The sequence below is a fragment of the Bacillus sp. CDB3 genome, assembly GCF_002081505.1.
Classification (GTDB): Bacteria; Bacillota; Bacilli; order Bacillales; family Bacillaceae_G; genus Bacillus_A; species Bacillus_A cereus_AT.
Genome location: NZ_ALBR01000102.1, coordinates 34,725 through 50,850 on the forward strand (window position 1 = coordinate 34,725; position 16,126 = coordinate 50,850).

The following is a 16,126-nucleotide window of genomic DNA, read 5'->3' on the forward strand; positions in this document are numbered from 1 at the left end:
ATGCGTAAATTTTCTCATGTATTTTCATTTTATTTTAGGGAAGCGTTTTTATCTAAAAAATCATTAATTACGAGTGCGATTTTATTTTTAGTTGTATTTGGGATTTTTGCATTTAATCATTTTACTTCAGGTGATGATAAAAATAAGGATAAAGATAAAATTGCAGTTGTAGTAGAGAGCTCCACATACAAAGTACAAAAAGAAGAGCTAAATAAGCTATTGCCATCAGCAAAAATAACGGTTGGTTCAAAGGATGATTTTGATAAACTGCATAAGCAAGTAGAAGAAGGCGATTTAGATGGTCTATTCCATGTGACGGAAAAGGATGGGGCTCCAGCGGTTACATATATGTATAATGGATTTCCAAGCCAAGCAACTTCTGCAATTATGGCAGGCTATTTAAAACAACAATATACGATGGTGACGATTGCAAAAAATAATGTTTCACCAGAAATTGCGCAGCAATTACAAGCAGAAATTCAAGTGAAGCAAGAAGCGATAAAAGATCGTACATCTTCTTTCGGAATTGCGTATTTCTTTACATTTGCTTTGTATATGTTTATTGTAGCTTTCGGAAATACAATTGCAATGAATATTGCATCTGAAAAGGCGTCACGTGTAATGGAAGTAATGCTTCCGAAAGTAAAGCCACTTACGATGATGTATGCGAAAATCTTAGCGGTTGTTTCAACGGCGTTATTGCAACTTGTAATATTGGCGTGTGGTTACCTTATTCCTTATTTGTTAGGTTGGGTCGATTTAGAAAGTGCCTCATTATTTGGTGTTCCAATTGACTTTACCAAATTAGATGCAAAGGTTATAAGCATGTTCCTTGTGTATTTCATTACGGGGTATTTACTATATGCGATGATGTATGCAGCTGCTGGAGCTGTCGTGTCTAAGACGGAGGATTTACAAGCTGTATCTTTCCCGGTAATGATTTTAATCATGGCCGCCTTCTTTATTAGTATTAAATCATTAAGTGATCCGAATAGTACTATCGTTGTTGTAAGTTCATATGTTCCGTTCTTTACCCCTATGGTCACATTTTCACGGATTGTAGCCGGTGAAGCAGGTATGTTGGAAATTACGATAACATTAGTAGTCTTATTGGCGACGATCGGTATATTAAACGCTGTTACAAGCCGTATCTACGTAAACGGTGTAATGAATTACTCCGACAAAGTGAAGTTTAAAGATTTAGCGAAATTTATAAAGCGTCAATAATGGGAGAAAAGCATGATTTTCTAATGGAATCATGCTTTTTCTTTATGTATAAATTAAAAATAGTATATAATAATAGGAGTTGTCTTTTAATAGAATGAATAAAAAGGAGGGTGTGCAGATGGGAATTAGTAGTCGTTTTACAGTAGGTGTTCATATGTTAACGTTACTTGCGATAGATCGAAACTCTCGCTGTACCTCTGAATGGATTGCTGGTAGTGTGAATACAAATCCAGTTGTGATTCGTCGCATTACAGGAATGTTGAAGAGAGCAGGACTTGTTGATGTACAAGCTGGTAAAGGTGGTACGACACTTGCTCGTGATTTAGATGAAATTACATTACTTGATGTATATAAAGCTGTGGAAGTTGTAGAAGAAGGACATCTATTTTCTTTCCATGAAAATCCCAACATTGAATGTCCAGTAGGAGCTAATATTCAATCGGTATTAGAGATTGTTTTAATGCAATCGCAAGAAGCGATGGAAAACGTACTTGCAAATGTAACGGTAGAGCAGTTAGTTACAAATTTAAAGTCGAAAATTAAAGAATAAAAAAGCGAGCTTCCTCATAATGAGGGCTCGCTTTTTTTTATTCGGAAATATTGAAAATTCTATTTTTCAGTATTTAAAATAAACTTTCCTACAACAGCTGCTACGATACCACCAAGAATTGGGGCAACGATGAATACCCATAGTTGAGAAAGTGCTTCTCCGCCAGCGAATAGAGCTGGTGCGATACTACGAGCTGGGTTAACAGATGTTCCAGTTAACGGAATGCCTAATAAGTGAATTAATACTAATGTGAAACCAATTACTAGTCCAGCTAAAGAAGAACTTCCTTTTTTACCAGTTACAGCAACGATAACTAAAACAAATACGAAAGTTAAAATGAATTCAACTAGAAATGCTCCAGATAAACCAAGAGTTCCAAAACTATTTTGTCCTAAATTATCTAAAGGTGTTTTAGCAGAGCGTAAAATTGTTACTAACGTTGCAGTTCCTAATAAACCACCTAAAATTTGAGCTAATACATAATAACAAAGTTCCATAGCGTTCATTCTTTTGTTGATGAACATAGCGATTGATACTGCTGGGTTAATGTGACATCCAGAAATTGTTCCAATGCTATATGCCATAGCTACAATAGATAGACCGAAAGCCATAGCGATACCTAGTGTTCCAATTCCTTCAATTCCGCCGCCAGTAACAGCTACTCCAGTTCCGAATAATACAAGTACAAATGTACCAATAAATTCAGCGATTGCTTTTTTTAACATAATTTACCTCCTATTAATGCGCATGAAACGTATTATAACATAGGTTTTAGTATAAACAGCTAATGAAATACTATTCTGATAAGGCGAAATAGGGAGACAATAAAAATAGATATGGTTCTATGAAGAAGAACCATATCTATTTTTATGCCGATTTTTTTGTTTAATAACTGGAACAGAACGGTTTAAAACGCTATTTACGACCATTCCTAACATGATAATAATCATCCCAATCAGTGACAGACCACTAGGGAATGAACCATTTAAGAAAATAATCTCACCAAGCACAGTAAAGACCATCGTTCCAGCTTGTGTTGCTTCAACAGCTCCAAGTAAAGCAAGATTGTCTTTTGCTAAATCAGTAGCAAAGAAAAATGTCATCGTCGCAATAACTCCAGAACATAGTGCTAACAAAAATCCTTGAAGCATTTGAGTTGATGACGGAATACCAGTAGTGGAAAATCCGTATATCCCAAGGAGAATTGTAATAGGAAGACTTCCAATTGCCATTCCTAATACACGTTGGAATGTATCAAGACGTCCGCCAACAAGTTCCATCATTTTTCGGTTGCCGAAGGGATATAAGAATGCAGCTAATACGACAGGTAAAAAACCCGAAATGAACTGCGTCATTGTAATATGACCTGCTGCAGTTGCTTGCATACAAATTACACCAAGTAAAATAAATAATGCTACATATAAACTACGAAGTGGAATTTTTCCGCGTACAAGTTTTGTACCTGACTTTGTTTCTATTTTAACGAAAAATAGTGGTGATAAAAGTAAACCTGCTAATATCGTAACTTGCCAAGTTCCAGCAACGAGCCAAGCTGGAGAGAAGACAGCGGCGAAACTTAATAAAGAATAGAAACCAATCCCTGCAACGGAACCCCATCCGATCCATGCAAATGGATGTTTTTTTAACTCTACCCATAAACCTCTTAAGTTTTTGCGAAATAAAACGATAAGGAATAAAATAGGGAGAGCGAATAAAAAACGGAAGGAAGCTGTCCAAGCCCAGCTTGTTCCAGATACATTCATCGCTCTATTAATAATAAAGGTTGCAGAAAAGAAGGCTGATGATAAAAGCCCTAATAATATTGCGCGCATGAAATATAACACTCCTTTTGGAAATGAATAATTATGTATAGTATAATATACTTAAGTGTGATGAAAGTAAACTATTTTATACTTTAAGGTGGTTTTATAGATGAAAGAAAATGAAGATATGCAAACGAAAGAAGTCATTCAGCAAGTAGGTCAGTTATTAAGACAAATTCGAAATGAACAAAAACTAAGTTTAGAAGAATTAGCCCAAAAGACAGGTGTGAGTAAATTAACGCTGGGAAAGATCGAAAGAGGAGAAACGAATCCGACGTTAGCTGTCATTTGGAAAATAACAAAAGGGTTATCAATTCCTTTATCGAGATTAATGGTTGTTGGAGAACCTGTAGCTGTTGCGCGCTGCGGAGAAGGATTTGCAGTAGATGTAGGACAAGCATGGCATTTAGAAACGATGTTCCGTTACACGAAAGAAACAGGGATGGAGATGCACCGTGCTTGTTTAAGAGCGAATAGTATATATGAACCTGAAGCTCATCATGAAGGTGCTATTGAGCTTGTAACGGTAATGAAAGGGAAAGTATCTATTCAAGTGGAGAATGATGTGTATGAGCTAAATGAGTTTGACTCCATTCAATTTGAAGCGAATAAGAAACATAGTTATAAGAATGAAGAAGATGAAGTGGCAGTATTACATTTAACGATGAAATACTCTTCATGAAAAAATTCCCTATAGAAAAAACTATAGGGGATTTTTTATACGTTTTGTTCAAATGTATTGAATGAAGTTATTAGTAAGAGCGTGGCATAAGTAATAAACAAATGAAATAAACTAAAAAACCCGTTCCAAAACATAAAATAGCAATAACCCAAAGTATGCGAATGAGAGTAGAGCTAATATCAAAATATTCTCCTAAACCACCACATACACCAAATAACATTTTATCAGTTTCGGATTTATATAATCTTTTTGACATTGTCCAATCCACTCCTTTTTATATCAAACTATATACTTCTATTCTATATGGAAATTTATGAGAAGACTATGAGGTTGTATTACATTTATTTTAGGAAACGGTCGTATTAATTGTCTTAATTTTCAGTTGATATTAAAATTATAGATAAGAGATGTAAGATGACTTTTAATAAAGGGTGGGGAAATAGAGATGACAGTATATTGGTTGACTAATGTAATGCTTGAATCAGGGTATACATATGAAGAAGGGGAAATTTCACAAACAGAAACAGAATTATGTAGTTTACTCATTGAAGGTGGGCGAATTAAAAAAATTATAGCAGGTGTTGTTCAAGAGGAAGGGATAGTAACTCTTGATGCCAATCGCTTGTTAATTTTACCTGCTTTCGAAGAGATGCACATTCATATTGATAAAACATATTATAGTGGTCCTTGGAAAGCTAGTGTGCCAGCAGAAAATATTTTTACGCGTTTTAAAGAAGAAGAAACGATTTTGCCAAAGCAATTAGCAACTGCTCAACATAGGGCGGAAAATATGTTAGAGTTATTGCTCCAAAACGGTGCAACGAATATTAGAACACATTGTAATGTTGATCCAATTATTGGACTTCGTAATTTGGAAGCAACGTTAGCGGCTTTAGAAACATATAAAGATCGGTTGTCTGGTAGAATCGTTGCTTTTCCGCAACATGGATTATTGCGCAGTAATTCTGTGCAACTTGTGAAAAATGCGATGCGTATGGGTGCGCATCTAGTCGGCGGAGTGGATCCAGCTACAGTAGATAATGACATTGAAAAATCATTACATACGATTATGGATATCGCAGTAGAGTTTAATGCGAATGTTGATATCCATCTGCATGATGCGAATAATCTTGGAACGTTTACGATGAAAAGATTGGCAAGCCTAACAGAAGAAGCGGGGTGGCAAGGTCGTGTAACAATTAGTCATGCGCTTGGACTTGGTGGTGTTACTGATAAAGAAGCTGAAGAAGTGGCAGAAAGACTAGCAGCTTTAAAAATTGATATTACTTCAACCGTTCCAATTGGTAAGCAGGTAATCCCGATTCCGTTATTAGATAAAAAGGGTGTTAAAGTTTCATTAGGAAATGATAGTATTACAGATCATTGGTCACCGTTCGGAACAGGTGATATGCTTCAAAAGGTAAATCGATTAGCAGAGCGTTTTGGATGGAGTGACGAAAGATCTTTAGGAAAAGCGCTGCGCTTTATTACGGGAGGAAAAGAAACGTTAAATAATGAAGGGAAGCGAGTATGGCCAAATGTAGGGGATGAAGCGAGCTTTGTTTTGACGAATGCAACATGTGTCGCTGAAGCAGTAGCACGTCAAACCGATAAGTGTGTAGTTATGCATAAAGGGAATGTTGTTATAGGGGATTTAAAGAAAGTAAAATCGGATAATCTTGTATAGAGGAATCATTTAAATGTTTTGAGAAGGGTTCTAATCGTGAAAATAGAACTCTTCTTTTTTGTTTAGTAGAAGCAGGATAACGCTATACTTCCTTATAGGAAAGCTAGAAAGGATGAAAAATTTGGACAATCAACATAACCAAAATCATATTATGGGAACCTTGCAATGGTTTATTTTTTTATTAGCGAATTCGATCGCACTACCAATTGTCGTTGGCGGATTATTTCATCTTACGACGGAAGAAGTATTTTATTTAATGCAGCGCACGTTTTTTGTAGTTGGTATATCTTCTTTTTTACAAGGATGGCTTGGGCATAGATTACCAATTGCGGATGGGCCAGCTGGATCTTGGGTTGGTGTATTTACTGTACTTGCTTATGCAACTGTCGGGCAAGATCAATTACATAGTACGTTGCAAATTTTAGAATTAGGAATGATGATTTCCGGTATTATTTTAATCGGATTAGGAGTAACTGGTTTTATAGGACGTATTTTATTTTTGTTTACGCCGCTTGTGACAGGCACATTTTTACTTTTATTATGTTTACAATTAAGCGGTGTGTTTTTAAAAGGAATGCTAGGAATTACAGCTACTGTTTCTCAAATCGATGGATTTACAGCAATAATCGCGTTTAGTATATTTCTGTTCGTTATTATACTATCTAATTTTGGAAAAGGTTTTGTCAAAAGTTATGCAGTTTTAATAGGATTAATTAGTGGATGGATTATTTTTCTAATTGCAGGAAAAGTGACGATTCCGTCTCAAGTAACTCATTTTGTGCAACTTCCACATATATTTGCTTGGGGACTTCCAAAATGGAATACAGGTATGGCTGTATCAAGTTTCGTTATGGTATGTATTTTAGTTTCAAATACAGTGGCAGCTATTATAGCAATTAATCAAGCTACCATTCATAAAGCGACTATTGAACAAAAACAGTTGAAAGATGGTACGTGGGTTGGGGGGATTTCACACATCATTTCTTCCGTATTTTCAACTGTAGGTGTCGTTCCTTTACCAGCAACGGCAGGTTTCATACGTTTAACAAATCAAAAGTATATGCGTTCATTCTTATTTGCATGTGTACTACTAGTCGTTATGTCGCTTTTTCCAAGTATTATTCGTTACTTAGCGTCGTTACCATCCGCTGTTGCATCTGCAGTCTTAATGGCCTCATTCGTACAGCTAATTGGTATTGGGTTAAACAATATAAAACAAGTGGAGCTTAATGAAAGGAATGTAACAATTTTAGGAGTAGCAGTATTATTTGGCAGCGGTGTTATGTTTTTACCGTCTGGAGCACTCCAATCCTTGCCGTCTGTTATGCAATATATATTCGGCAATGGTTTGTTCGTAGGTACAGTTGCAAGTATATTGCTAGAACAAATATGGCGCATTGGAAAGTAAGTGGATAAAATGAGTGCACGCACTGTATAAAAGTCTAAAATAACATAAGAAATAAAGCCCATTTTCATTCACCACCTGCACATTTCGTTCATACAATATCTTGACTAAATAAACACCCAACTTACACATACACGGCTCTGGCTTAAGCAAGGAGGGTTATACCAGTTGAAGGAAAAAGCGTATCAATCTAAACCGTTACTCACAAAGAGAGAAAGAGAAGTATTTGAATTGCTCGTTCAAGATAAAACGACGAAGGAAATTGCAGGTGAACTTTTTATAAGTGAAAAAACAGTACGCAACCACATCTCAAACGCAATGCAAAAGCTAGGGGTTAAAGGACGTTCACAAGCAGTTGTAGAGCTTCTTCGTATGGGAGAGCTCGAACTATAATAGAAGAAGCCGACTTTTATATAAGGAGTCGGCTATTTTTCTGTCTTGCAAATTGCGGAGAAAAGGAGCAAAAAAAAAGGGGATATTATAAATGCTTATTTTGAAGGAAATAAAATTACATATACGTTGCCAATGAGGAGATTCTGTATCAATTTACGGTAAATTCTGACAAGTGATAATTGTTTATTGACATCTAAAATGTAAAGACCTATACTTTTGTTAGCGATTTCAATGATAATGATTTTCAATATTGATTATATTTCATTTTATGGGAAATTGTTGATATATAGAAATGAGGGGTTAGCATGAGGTGGAAAGTACATATCTTTTTACTAATTATGTTATTAGGTTTCATAAGTTTTCCATTCCGTGGGTTTGCTGCAACAGCGGCAGATGATTTAGGAAAAGCAAATAAATCCGTTATACAAGCACTTCAGCTTGTACAAGAAGGGGATATAAATGGAGCTTCCAAACAATATGAAGCTTTTAGGTCCACTTGGCTTTCCGTTGAGGAGGGAATCAAAAAACAATCTTCACAAGCGTATCGCGATATTGAAGATGCAATGGGGCAGGTGCAATTTGCGTTTGCTCAACAACCAGCAAATAAAGAAAAAGTAGAGACAGCACTTCAAAATTTAAAGGACGTAGATGAAAAATTTATTGCTGGTAAGTTCTCTGCTACATCTACTCAAAAAGACGAGGGAAATACAAAAAAAGCGGATGTGGCTAGCTTGATTGCCCTTTTAGATGATTCGCTTTCTAAAATTGACAATCATGATATTGAAGGAGCGAAAAAGAATATTGAGACATTCCGATCCTCATGGTTGGATGTAGAAGGCGTGGTGCTGACACAGTCTTCCAAAATATATGGAGATGCTGAGCGTGACATGGTTACTTCGTATGCTATGCTTTCTTCTGAGTCTCCTGATATAACAGGAGCTAAAAAAACAATCGAAAACATGCGTAATTACTTAACACCGCTTGTTGAGAAAACGAGCTACAACATGTTAGATGCAACTACTATTCTGTTACGAGAAGGATTGGAAGGGCTATTGGTTGTTGTAGCGCTACTCGGATTCTTGAAAAAGGCTGGACATGAAGAAAAAAGTAAATGGATTTGGATTGGTGTTGGAACAGGGCTTGGTGTTAGTATCATTCTCGGTGTGATTGTAAATATGCTTTTCTCCGCAGGGGCATTTGGAAATAATAACTTTCTCATTGCTGGATGGACGGGGATATTTGCTGCAGTGATGCTGATGTACATGAGTTATTGGCTTCATAGTAAATCCAGTATCGCGGAGTGGCAACGGTATATTCGTACCCAAAGTACAAAAGCATTGGATACAGGAAGTTTGTGGTCATTAGCGATTTTGTCATTCCTTGCGGTATTTCGTGAAGGAACAGAAACCGTATTATTTTTCATTGGTATGGCATCTTCCATTGAGATATCGAGCCTGCTAATAGGCATTATAATTGGAGTCTTTATACTCATCATCCTATCGTATTTAATTTTAAAGGTAGGCTTGAAAATTCCGATGCGTCCATTTTTCCTAGTTTCAAGTGTTCTCATGTTTTACTTGTGCTTTAAATTCACGGGAATGGGGATTCATGGCTTGCAACTTGCTGGATTATTGCCAGCTACGCACCTTTCAATTCCAACTATAGACTTTTTCGCGATTTATCCATCATGGGAAAGTACGATTCCACAAGTCATTCTTCTTGTGGTTGCAGTAATACTGGCAGTATGGAATAAGAAAAAAGATACAAAATTAGAACCACAACAACAAAAAAAACAGGCATAATAGGAGGCAACGATATGAAATCTCGTAAATTAATTTTTCCAGTTATAGTAGCAACATCCCTAGCATTGGGTGCTTGCGGAACGCAAGGAGAAAAGAAAGCTGAAAGCACGAAAATTACGGAGCAGGCATCTGAGAAAAAAACAGTCTCCATTGCCGATGGGGCAGCTAGCATGAAAAAAACAGTGAGCGATTTGAAAGCTCAATTACAGGCAAAAGATGCTGCTAAAGTAAAAGACGATGCAGAACAATTAGAGAAAACATGGCAAATGTTTGAAGATACAGTAAAAGAAAAGAATGCTGATTTATATGAAAAATTAGAAACACCGCTTCATACAATTGAAGCAGGTGCAAAAGCTGAACCGCTTGATGCACAAACTCTAAATAAAGCAGCAGAAGATTTAGATACTGTGTTAACTGAAGTGGGAAAATTAAAATAAGAGTAAAAAAGAAAGCCGACTTTTATACAAAGAGTCGGCTATTTTTCTGTTTGTTTCATGCTCTATATGAATGATAATAATGTCTCATACATAAATAGGTAGTAAGGAGGGGATATGTTGAAAAGGATATTGTTAGTTTCAACAAGCGCTCATGATATGAATGGACACCCGACTGGTTTGTGGCTTGAAGAGCTCGCGGCTCCTTATAATTTATTTAAAGAAGCTAAGTTCGATGTTGATATTGTGTCGATAAAGGGCGGTAGAGTACCTATTGATAGAGTGTCTATTCCAAACGGGATCCCCCGTGAATTTAAGCATGTCGCTTCCTTATTGCAAAATACGAAGCCGATCTCAACTGTTCATTTTTCGGAGTATGATGCGGTTTTATTTGGTGGTGGGCACGGGGCGATTGTAGATTTTCCGGGGAATCCATATGTAGCAAATTTGATTGTAAATATGTATAACAATAACCGGATTGTAGCGGCTGTTTGTCATGGAGTAAGCTCCTTAGTCGGTGTGAAAAATAAAGATGGCTCTTTTTTTATTGCGGGTAAGCGTATAACAGGTTATACAAATGATGAGGAAAAAGCTGTACATTTAGAAAAGCGAGTTCCGTTTTTGCTAGAAAGTAAATTGAAAGAAGAAGGAGCTTTATTTTATGTAGCTCCTAATTTCACGCCGCATGTCGTAGTAGATGGGCGTTTGATTACAGGACAGAATCCGCAGTCTAGCGTGGAAATAGGTAAGGCTATAAAAAGAGCTGTAAATAAATTATCGTCTTTTTAATTTCTGCACATTTCTTCTTATTTAATAGGAATGTCTTCTATTCAGAGAAAAGTGGCGTAATGAATATGCATTTTATATAGAAGAAACCGACTTTCATATAGAAGGTCGGTTGTTTTTCTGTCTTGCAAATTATGAAAAAAAGGAGCAAAATAAAAAAGGTCCTGATCTATACAGGTACAAATGAAAAATTTTATACAGGGGCATTTTAAGTTAGCGAACTTAAAGTGTGTAAAATATAATGATAAACATAAAGTGAAACTTTAATCAGTGGGGGTTTTGCTCATCCCCCGCTGATTATTAGCCTTCACCAATCGGGCGTTTACGGGCAGTGGATCTCCCGCCTAACTTCTTTGCTGCAGCCGAATTTTGAGGTGGGAGTTTTACTGCCCGTTAACGCGGGATAAAATAAGATGATGAATGAGAAAACGGGTGATTAAGTTGAATAGAGCGATCGGTGTTATTGATTCAGGAGTGGGCGGTTTAACAGTAGCGAAGGAATTAATTCGTCAGTTGCCGAAAGAGCGTATTATATATTTAGGGGATACAGCACGTTGCCCTTATGGTCCGCGTTCTCGTGAAGAAGTGCGTCAATTTACGTGGGAAATGACGGAGCATTTATTAGATTTAAATATCAAAATGTTAGTGATTGCGTGTAATACAGCAACTGCGGTTGTATTAGAAGAGATGCAGAAACAATTACCAATTCCAGTGGTAGGAGTTATTCATCCAGGATCACGTACAGCTTTAAAAGTGACAAATACGTACCATGTTGGGATTATTGGAACGATTGGAACAGTAAAAAGTGGTGCCTATGAAGAGGCGCTAAAATCTATTAATAACCGTGTGATGGTAGAAAGTTTAGCGTGCCCACCTTTCGTTGAGCTTGTAGAGAGTGGGAATTTCGAAAGTGAAATGGCGTATGAAGTTGTAAGAGAAACATTGCAACCGTTGAAAAGTACTGACATTGATACACTTATTTTAGGGTGTACACATTATCCTATTTTAGGTCCTGTTATAAAAAAGGTAATGGGAGATCAAGTACAATTAATTAGTTCGGGTGATGAAACAGCGCGTGAGGTAAGTACAATTTTATACCATAGTAAAATGTTGAATGAGGGAGAGGAACAAAGTGATCACCTCTTCTTAACGACTGGTAAAATAGGTCTGTTTAAAGAAATTGCATCAAAGTGGTTCGGTCAGCCGATTGAAAATGTGAAGCATATTAATTTAGAAACAGAATAATAGTAGATTCATATAAGAGGACTCCTGAGAAATCAGGGGTTTTTTCTGTGTAAGTAGCTATAGCTTGTTCTAAAATATGAAACAGCTCGTATACATAATAGTACAAACTTAGATTTTAGGGGGGAATGGCATGCCTAAATCCACTTTTAAATGGGTTGTTGGTGCTACTGTGAGTGCGATTTTATTATCAGGGTGTGGCTTATTAAATCAAGAGAAAGCAACAGAACAAATTGATCCACCGAAAAAAGTTACGTATACAGATGGTGAAAAGAAAGAAACAGCTAAAAAAGATAAACAAGGGCAAACAGTAAATAGAGAGTTATACCTCGTTGATAAAAATGGATATGTCGTACCGCAAACTATTGCAATGCCTACTCCGAAAGCGAATGAAGTTGTAAAGCAAACGTTAGAGTATCTTGTGAAAGATGGACCAGTCACAAATTTATTGCCAAATGGATTTCAAGCAGTCCTTCCAGCGAATACGACGATGACCTTGGATTTGAAAAAAGGTGGGACAGCAGTAATTGATTTCTCTAAAGAAATGAAAAATTATTCAAAGGAAGAAGAGCGTCAAATTGTTGAATCAGTAGCGTGGACTTTGACTCAATTTACAGAAATAAAACAAGTGCAGTTCCAAATAAATGGTGAAAAGTTAGCGAAGATGCCTGTTGCGGGTACACCGCTTGGTGAAGGTGTAAGTCGTGCGAATGGAATTAACTTTGATGATGAACAAGTAGCAGATGTAACGCATACAAAACCGGTTACACTTTACTTTATGGCGCAAAATAATAATAAGCAGCAATATTACGTACCGGTAACAAGACGCGTTGCAGAAGGAAAAGAAAATGATTACGCGACAATTGTGGATGAGCTTGTAAAAGGTCCGATTCACAGTTCGTTACTAAATGATTTTAATCCGGGAGCTAAGCTTATTACGAACCCGAAAGTGGAGAACGGAAATATTACATTAAACTTTAATGAAAATATATTTGCGAACCAAGACAAGAGTGTGATTTCAAATTACGTATTGAAGTCGTTAGTCTTATCTTTAACGGAAAAACAAGGTGTGAAAAATGTTTCTATTGAAGTGAATGGGAAAGCGAATCTGATGGATGAAAAAGGTGAAAAGTTAACAAAACCTGTTAATCGTCCACAAAACGTGAATACAGGTAGTTTTTAATCGCGAATAATTTGATATACTTATGTAAGAAAGGGGAATTGCTTTTTGAGTTCCCCTTCTTTTATTGTTATACATATCGTACATTTAAATTTGGCTATACTAATAAGAGTAGTTATGAGGGGGTTATTTTTATGCGAGTAGATGGTAGAGGACAAGCAGAGCTACGCCATATACATATTCATACAAATTATTTAAAACATCCAGAGGGATCGGTACTAATTGAAGTTGGGGATACAAAGGTAATTTGTTCAGCAACAATTGAAGAGCGTGTACCGCCGTTTATGCGTGGAGAAGGAAAAGGCTGGGTAACAGCAGAATACTCAATGATTCCACGTGCGACAGAGCAACGTACAATCAGGGAGTCAAGCAAAGGGAAAGTAACAGGGCGTACAATGGAAATCCAGCGTTTAATTGGACGAGCATTACGTGCGGTTGTTGATTTAGAAGCGCTTGGCGAAAGAACGGTTTGGATTGACTGTGATGTAATTCAAGCGGATGGCGGAACGAGAACAGCTTCAATTACAGGTGCTTATGTAGCGATGGTATTAGCTTTTGAAAAATTATTGCAAGCAGACAAAGTATCTAAAATTCCTGTAAAAGATTATTTAGCGGCAACGTCAGTAGGTGTTGTTGAAGAACAAGGTGTCGTTTTAGATTTAAATTATGCCGAAGATTCTAAAGCAGACGTTGATATGAACGTTATTATGACTGGAAAAGGTCAGTTTGTTGAAGTGCAAGGAACTGGAGAAGAAGCGACGTTTAGCAGAGCAGAATTAAATGAACTACTTGATGCTGCGGAACAAGGGATCTTCCAACTTGTTGAAAAGCAAAAAGAAGCGTTAGGTGACATCGTATCTCATATAGAGTAGAGGTGGAAAATATGAAGCAAGTTGTTGTAGCGACGAAAAATCTTGGGAAAGTACGTGAGTTTGCTGAGTTATTTGAGAGATTTGACTTAGAAGTGAAATCTTTACACGATTTTCCTCATATTGAAGAAGTCGAAGAAACTGGTGAAACATTTGAAGAAAATGCAATTTTGAAGGCGGACAATCTTAGTAGACAGTTGAATTCCATCGTAATTGCGGATGACTCTGGTCTTATTGTAGATGCCTTAAACGGGAAGCCAGGTGTATATTCAGCTCGTTTTGCTGGAGAGCCGAAAGATGACCAAGCGAATATCGATAAAGTGTTGCAAGAGTTAACTGACATCGATTTAGAAAAACGTACAGCTCGTTTTTACTGTGCGCTAGCGGTTGCTTTCCCTGAAGCAGATAAAGAGCCTGTTATTGTAAACGGAACGTGTGAAGGAAAAATCTTAGAACAGCGCCGCGGGGAAAATGGTTTTGGATACGATCCGATTTTTTATGTAGAAGAATATAAAAAAGCGATGGCGGAGCTAAGCTCAGATGAGAAAAATACCATTAGCCACCGCGGACGCGCTCTTCGTAAATTAGAAGAGAAAATCCCAGAATGGTTTTTAGAAGAATAAGGGAGAGAAATTGATGAAAGCTTTAATCGTAAGCGATAGTCATAGCTCTGTGAAGGAATTACAGCAGTTAAAAGAGAAATATGAAGGGAAAGTAGATGTCATGATTCATTGTGGTGATTCAGAGCTAACGCCTGCTCACGAAGAGCTACAAGGTTTCCATGTTGTAAAAGGGAATTGTGATTATGCTAACTTTCAAGATGAAATTGTAACTGATGTAGATGGAATTCGTTTCTTAGTTGTACACGGTCATCGTCATAATGTGAAAATGACGTTACAAACTTTAGCGTATCATGCAGAAGAAGTAGGAGCACAAGTAGCGTGCTTTGGACATTCTCATGTATTAGGGGCAGAATTACTTGATGGGATTTTATTTATTAATCCAGGAAGTATTTTGCTCCCGCGCTCTCGTGTGGAAAAGACATTCGCTTTATTAGCAATGGATGAAAATCATATAGAAGTTCGTTTTGAAACATTAGACGGGCAGCTAGTTGAACAAGCAATTTTTAAAAGAGGATAATAAAAATTATCCTCTTTTAAAAAAGTGTTGACTTTATAAGTGGTTATGAATATAATAAATATTGTCGATAGGGCAACGGCGCTAACGAAGAAAAATAAAATAACATATGCGGGTGTAGTTTAGTGGTAAAACAAGAGCCTTCCAAGCTCTGGTCGAGAGTTCGATTCTCTTCACCCGCTCCATGTCCCAGTAGCTCAGCAGGATAGAGCAACGGCCTTCTAAGCCGTCGGTCGGGAGTTCGAATCTCTCCTGGGACGCTAACAAAACCTTGTTATCTTTTGATAACAAGGTTTTTTGTTTGTCTAAAAATTGATTTGTGTGTAAATAGTGGAAGGTTATTACAATAGAATATACGATAATAATTATATAGAAAAAATAATAAACTACATATCGTTGATTAAACGGCTTAGCCGACGATAGTTGTTATGAGATAAATAATGAAATACAATTGTGCGTCTTTATTTCCGTAGAATAAGACGCGTGATTAAGTTACATATTTGATTCGGCTAGAGGTATGGTGAGAGGGTCTAGGCAGAGGGTACCGTCATTCTAATGACAATTGTACTGTTGATACAGGTATTGTAGGAAATCCAATACTAGGTGGGCTCGCGGTAGTATTTGCAATGGCTGCGGCAGCTGCGGATCTTACTGCGATATATGAATTCAACGCATACTTAGTAATTGTTTATAACGATACAAACAAAATGCAGCGGCAAGGAATCGCATCATTTAGCGTAACTGGCGTCAGATCATTCAAATTCAAAGAAAATAACGTTTTTAGTACGATTGAACAGCCGTTATCGGAACTTATCCCCGACAGTGTGTTACAATTAATAGAAGTGGAAAGCGAGGATCTCCAATTGACTGGACGTGTGATTGATTGGACAGTTTAAGAAGGTTGTATAA

At 36.9% G+C, this 16,126-nt stretch carries 18 protein-coding genes and 2 tRNA genes; 17 read left to right on the forward strand and 3 right to left on the reverse strand.

Annotated features, from left to right (window positions below; genetic code table 11):
• Both CDB3_RS28090 and CDB3_RS28095 read left to right on the forward strand, forming a co-directional pair.
• Positions 1-1,227: an ABC transporter permease gene (locus CDB3_RS28090; RefSeq protein WP_128856723.1), complete on the forward strand. Its 1,227-nt coding sequence runs from the start codon at positions 1-3 to the stop codon at positions 1,225-1,227.
• Between the two features lie 118 nt (positions 1,228-1,345).
• On the forward strand, positions 1,346-1,777 hold the full coding sequence (locus tag CDB3_RS28095; RefSeq protein WP_128856749.1) for an Rrf2 family transcriptional regulator: 432 nt from the start codon (positions 1,346-1,348) through the stop codon (positions 1,775-1,777).
• A gap of 59 nt (positions 1,778-1,836) precedes the next feature.
• Here CDB3_RS28095 and CDB3_RS28100 read toward each other — a convergent pair whose 3' ends face one another.
• Complete coding sequence (locus CDB3_RS28100) at positions 1,837-2,502, reverse strand: MIP/aquaporin family protein (RefSeq protein WP_097830532.1); 666 nt, start codon at positions 2,500-2,502, stop codon at positions 1,837-1,839.
• Between the two features lie 117 nt (positions 2,503-2,619).
• On the reverse strand, positions 2,620-3,609 hold the full coding sequence (locus tag CDB3_RS28105; RefSeq protein ID WP_128856724.1) for a DMT family transporter: 990 nt from the start codon (positions 3,607-3,609) through the stop codon (positions 2,620-2,622).
• A gap of 100 nt (positions 3,610-3,709) precedes the next feature.
• Here CDB3_RS28105 and CDB3_RS28110 point away from each other — a divergent pair, with 100 nt between their 5' ends.
• On the forward strand, positions 3,710-4,282 hold the full coding sequence (locus CDB3_RS28110; RefSeq protein WP_097830534.1) for a helix-turn-helix domain-containing protein: 573 nt from the start codon (positions 3,710-3,712) through the stop codon (positions 4,280-4,282).
• 70 nt (positions 4,283-4,352) lie between these two features.
• Here CDB3_RS28110 and CDB3_RS28115 read toward each other — a convergent pair whose 3' ends face one another.
• Positions 4,353-4,538: a PspC domain-containing protein gene (locus CDB3_RS28115; protein ID WP_097830535.1), complete on the reverse strand. Its 186-nt coding sequence runs from the start codon at positions 4,536-4,538 to the stop codon at positions 4,353-4,355.
• A gap of 189 nt (positions 4,539-4,727) precedes the next feature.
• Between CDB3_RS28115 and CDB3_RS28120 the strand changes: the two genes are divergently transcribed.
• The 14 genes from CDB3_RS28120 to CDB3_RS28190 all read left to right on the forward strand — a co-directional run bounded on the left by CDB3_RS28120 (position 4,728) and on the right by CDB3_RS28190 (position 16,113).
• Positions 4,728-5,969, forward strand: a complete 1,242-nt coding sequence (locus CDB3_RS28120) for an amidohydrolase family protein (protein ID WP_128856725.1) — start codon at positions 4,728-4,730, stop codon at positions 5,967-5,969.
• Between the two features lie 112 nt (positions 5,970-6,081).
• Positions 6,082-7,377, forward strand: a complete 1,296-nt coding sequence (locus tag CDB3_RS28125) for a purine/pyrimidine permease (RefSeq protein ID WP_128856726.1) — start codon at positions 6,082-6,084, stop codon at positions 7,375-7,377.
• 165 nt (positions 7,378-7,542) lie between these two features.
• Positions 7,543-7,767 carry a spore germination transcription factor GerE gene (gene gerE / locus CDB3_RS28130; RefSeq protein WP_000659484.1) on the forward strand — a complete coding sequence of 75 codons (225 nt, stop codon included), beginning with the start codon at positions 7,543-7,545 and terminating at the stop codon, positions 7,765-7,767.
• Between the two features lie 305 nt (positions 7,768-8,072).
• Positions 8,073-9,569 carry an FTR1 family iron permease gene (locus CDB3_RS28135; RefSeq protein WP_128856727.1) on the forward strand — a complete coding sequence of 499 codons (1,497 nt, stop codon included), beginning with the start codon at positions 8,073-8,075 and terminating at the stop codon, positions 9,567-9,569.
• Positions 9,570-9,583: 14 nt separating this feature from the next.
• Positions 9,584-10,006: a hypothetical protein gene (locus tag CDB3_RS28140; protein WP_128856728.1), complete on the forward strand. Its 423-nt coding sequence runs from the start codon at positions 9,584-9,586 to the stop codon at positions 10,004-10,006.
• Positions 10,007-10,120: 114 nt separating this feature from the next.
• A complete protein-coding gene (locus tag CDB3_RS28145) occupies positions 10,121-10,792 on the forward strand; it encodes a type 1 glutamine amidotransferase domain-containing protein (RefSeq protein WP_128856729.1) in 672 nt (223 codons plus the stop codon).
• A gap of 429 nt (positions 10,793-11,221) precedes the next feature.
• Entirely contained in the window at positions 11,222-12,034 is an 813-nt protein-coding gene (gene racE, locus CDB3_RS28155; protein ID WP_002015338.1) for a glutamate racemase, read from the forward strand.
• 130 nt (positions 12,035-12,164) lie between these two features.
• Positions 12,165-13,214, forward strand: coding sequence for a GerMN domain-containing protein (locus CDB3_RS28160; protein ID WP_128856730.1), 1,050 nt, complete (start codon positions 12,165-12,167; stop codon positions 13,212-13,214).
• 131 nt (positions 13,215-13,345) lie between these two features.
• Complete coding sequence (gene rph / locus CDB3_RS28165; protein WP_001261778.1) at positions 13,346-14,083, forward strand: ribonuclease PH; 738 nt, start codon at positions 13,346-13,348, stop codon at positions 14,081-14,083.
• Positions 14,084-14,094: 11 nt separating this feature from the next.
• The gene (locus CDB3_RS28170; protein ID WP_128856731.1) at positions 14,095-14,703 is read left to right on the forward strand and encodes an XTP/dITP diphosphatase; all 609 of its coding nucleotides are present in this window, start codon (positions 14,095-14,097) and stop codon (positions 14,701-14,703) included.
• A gap of 13 nt (positions 14,704-14,716) precedes the next feature.
• Positions 14,717-15,220, forward strand: a complete 504-nt coding sequence (locus CDB3_RS28175) for a metallophosphoesterase (protein WP_128856732.1) — start codon at positions 14,717-14,719, stop codon at positions 15,218-15,220.
• 108 nt (positions 15,221-15,328) lie between these two features.
• Positions 15,329-15,402, forward strand: a tRNA-Gly gene (locus CDB3_RS28180).
• Between the two features lies 1 nt (position 15,403).
• Positions 15,404-15,477, forward strand: a tRNA-Arg gene (locus tag CDB3_RS28185).
• A 366-nt stretch (positions 15,478-15,843) separates the two neighbouring features.
• Positions 15,844-16,113, forward strand: a complete 270-nt coding sequence (locus CDB3_RS28190; RefSeq protein WP_128856750.1) for a hypothetical protein — start codon at positions 15,844-15,846, stop codon at positions 16,111-16,113.
• Positions 16,114-16,126: the final 13 nt, after the last annotated feature.